General features: G+C 36.9%; 3 protein-coding genes and 1 rRNA gene. 3 read left to right on the top strand and 1 reads right to left on the bottom strand.

Features of this window, described 5'->3' with window-relative positions; all coding sequences use genetic code 11:
* The 3 genes from PGLA_RS28670 to PGLA_RS22755 all read left to right on the top strand — a co-directional run.
* Positions 1 to 215 (top strand): hypothetical protein (locus PGLA_RS28670; protein WP_211269607.1); only part of this gene is annotated, 215 nt, incomplete at its 5' end.
* Positions 216 to 544: 329 nt separating this feature from the next.
* Positions 545 to 889, top strand: a complete 345-nt coding sequence (locus PGLA_RS22760) for a hypothetical protein (protein WP_068537439.1) — start codon at positions 545 to 547, stop codon at positions 887 to 889.
* A 427-nt stretch (positions 890 to 1,316) separates the two neighbouring features.
* Entirely contained in the window at positions 1,317 to 2,273 is a 957-nt protein-coding gene (locus PGLA_RS22755; RefSeq protein ID WP_068537438.1) for a DUF5050 domain-containing protein, read from the top strand.
* A gap of 558 nt (positions 2,274 to 2,831) precedes the next feature.
* On the opposite strand, the gene rrf is transcribed toward PGLA_RS22755, so the two are convergent.
* Positions 2,832 to 2,948, bottom strand: a 5S ribosomal RNA gene (gene rrf, locus PGLA_RS22750).
* Positions 2,949 to 3,050 lie beyond the last annotated feature (102 nt).

Genomic DNA, 3,050 nt, shown 5'->3' with positions numbered 1-3,050 from the left:
TTTCAAAGACCAATGATTTCGTTCTGTTAGCACCAGATGCTCTCGGCGACAACTTCTATATCTTATCATGTCCGGTTCGTTTGTGCAAGCTTTTTTTTGATTTAAGTTTCATTCGATATTGGCTTGCCGATTCAACAAAACACTTATTTGTTGGCCGGACTAATAATATATCACGTGTGACAAATGAATGCAACCCTTTTTTTAAAACTAATTAAACCTCATCAAATAATATCACTTTCGAGATTAATCCATAAATGAAAAAGTTTGAAAGCACTCGATTAATTTTCACTCCACCAGTAATCGCACATATTGTATTTCATTCATTCTACTCTAGGGGAACAGGCAAGATTGTTACCTGTAGTCATCGTCTTGTTCTTCATGCCGACTCCATATTTCGTAAGATTTGTTATCATTGATTAACTCTTACGGTAAATAAAAATCCACCCTTATTAAGACCAACCGGCATACTTGCGGTTGCCTATATTAACGGATTTTTTATACTACCATATGTGTTCCAGATGAATAGTGAGTCTTTATCTCGAGTTTGATTTCAAAGATTATAAAAGATGGATATAGGGATTCTGTAGAAGAGGATAGCTTCTCGCATTCAGCTTATTTCCATACTCCTAGTGAAATAAAATCGTTACCTAACAACGCTGGCGTAAACAAATTAGAACATGTTTCAACCGATGAGATTGGTGTTTACATGAAAGATACCATTAATCAACTATCAGAAGAGAAATATAATCTGTGGGTGGAAGCACATCTAAAAACTTGTAGCGAACTGTTAGAGGTATTACAAACGGAATTACTGAAGGAAAGACGACGATTACAGTCTCCTCTCCAACGAAGGGCTACACGGGTAAAAGCCAATTTACTCTTCTGGTAACAACAAAACAAAATACATTCACGTATTCAAACCTTGACCTTCTTGATAAAGATGTTAGGCAAGGCCTTCAAGTGCTTGCTTTACAAAAAAAGACTACAAAAAACTTACATTAACTGAACTAGCACAGCAGCAGAAATTGTTGAATATCAATCGGACTCCACTCATTCAGGCCTTACATACGATCCAAATAATATCTAATCCCAGTTGGTCACTGAGCTGGATACACGATTTCGAGTCCAACGATTTGCACATCCTAGGGACCCAAAAATAGACATGGATGCTAGTGAATCCATTAATCAGTAACCTTTTTATAAAAAAGTGTCATTAGAGATGAACTTGAACCATCAAGAAAATACTATTGTAAAATTTTGTCGAGTGGATTAAAGTGTGATTGGAGTTAAATAATACCTTTAAGGGGGAGTTTATATTGAAAAGAATACTAATGTCGACAATTTTAGTTTTATCCCTGTTAATTGGAGCCATACCAGCCAGTGCCGCAGTTAAAGAAAATAAAGTAGTTTGGTTGGGGGATTATGGGGATGCTGCATGGAAAGGCGTCAATTTAACTACCGTTGATGGAAAAAACAATGTCACTAAACGAGTATACAAAGATGATGCCTATTTCCCTACCCTTGTTGGTGATTGGATTTATTTTTTGAAGCAAGAAACGGGATCAGATGTAATCATGGGTCAAATAGTTAAAGTTAAAACAGATGGCTCACAATTGAGTGAAGTAACAAAAGATAATACATATTCAGGATTTTCAGTGGATGGGAACATTATTTATTTTGGAGGATATGACAAGGACTATAATTATGAAATCGGCAGTATGAACCTGGATGGTACAGGAAAAAAAATACTCCTTCCTAAGCTATCCTTTTGGTCCTATGTGGTAGGTAAAGGATATGTATTCTATGTGGATACGAACAGTGATCAATCTCTCCTGTACCGAATGAAGTTTGACGGAAGCGGTAAAACTGCGATATCGAAAAAGAGCGTGCAGCCTCGTGATGGTGGTTATTCCTTGTTTGAGAACACATTGTTTTACGCTGAAGAACCAGGCGCTGATAATAAGCAGAATTGGTACCTTCTAGATATCAGTGGTACAAATAAAAAGACTTTCACTTCAAAGGGTACAATTTCCCCTGTTGGCTATCAGAACAAACATTTCTTTTTTGAAGAATCTGTAGTAAATGCATCCAAGAAAACGATCCGCACACTGACAAAAATCAATCGTGATGGTAGTCAGAAGAAAACGATAACTACCCTAGCTGAAGGTGATCAGTTTATTGGTTCATTAGGGACTACTTTTGTATACAAGACAACTACAGGAAAAGTATATCAAATCGGGCAAGATGGTAAGCTTACAAAATCGTCTAAGTAAGTAGTACTAGAATAATGCTATTTAGCAGTATCCCTAGTTGGTGGGCTAAATTAGATTTCATCTCAATAATAAAGAAGAAGCCAGATCGGCTTCTTCTTTATTTAATTTACAACTTATTTTACACATAATATAGACGATCAAAAAGATACATTATTTTTATGCAATGTATGGTAGGTAAGGAGTGCCCATAGATGGAATGAGCCCATTCTACCGTTCATATCTATGCTACTATTGAAGATGCTATACAATCCATTGCACCTTAGTACGCGATTGAAAGACGGTGGCCACATGATAAAGTCTATTTTGTGCTTCACTAATTGATCGATAATTCCTCAACAGTACTGAACTTCTCACCATCAAAGACAATCCCAAAGAAGTTTGTTTCCCTTCCATCACTCATTTTAATTGTTTTAAATAGCTGATTTCATTACTCCTCTCACATTTCGCAAATCATATCTACTTGAGAAACTTCTACACCCTAAATACCTCATTCCCATTAACTTTATAAACATAAAAAAAGAACCACCGTTGAAATTAATCAACAGTGGTTCTTTGTGTGCTTGGCGACGTCCTACTCTCCCAGGACCCTGCGGTCCAAGTACCATCGGCGCTGGAGGGCTTAACGGTCGTGTTCGGGATGGGTACGTGTGGAACCCCTCCGCTATCGCCACCAAACGGGATTTTTCTCGTCATCATATTTCTTGAATTACTCCAAGTAAATATCAATCTCTAGAAAAAACTTCAGCTTTATGCTGTTATACAAGGTTTAATCCTTGT

The sequence above is a fragment of the Paenibacillus glacialis genome (genome assembly GCF_001637205.1).
Lineage (GTDB): Bacteria > Bacillota > Bacilli > Paenibacillales > Paenibacillaceae > Paenibacillus_AQ > Paenibacillus_AQ glacialis.
Note: the sequence above shows the minus strand (reverse complement) of the source record. Positions and strands in the feature narration are given on the sequence as shown.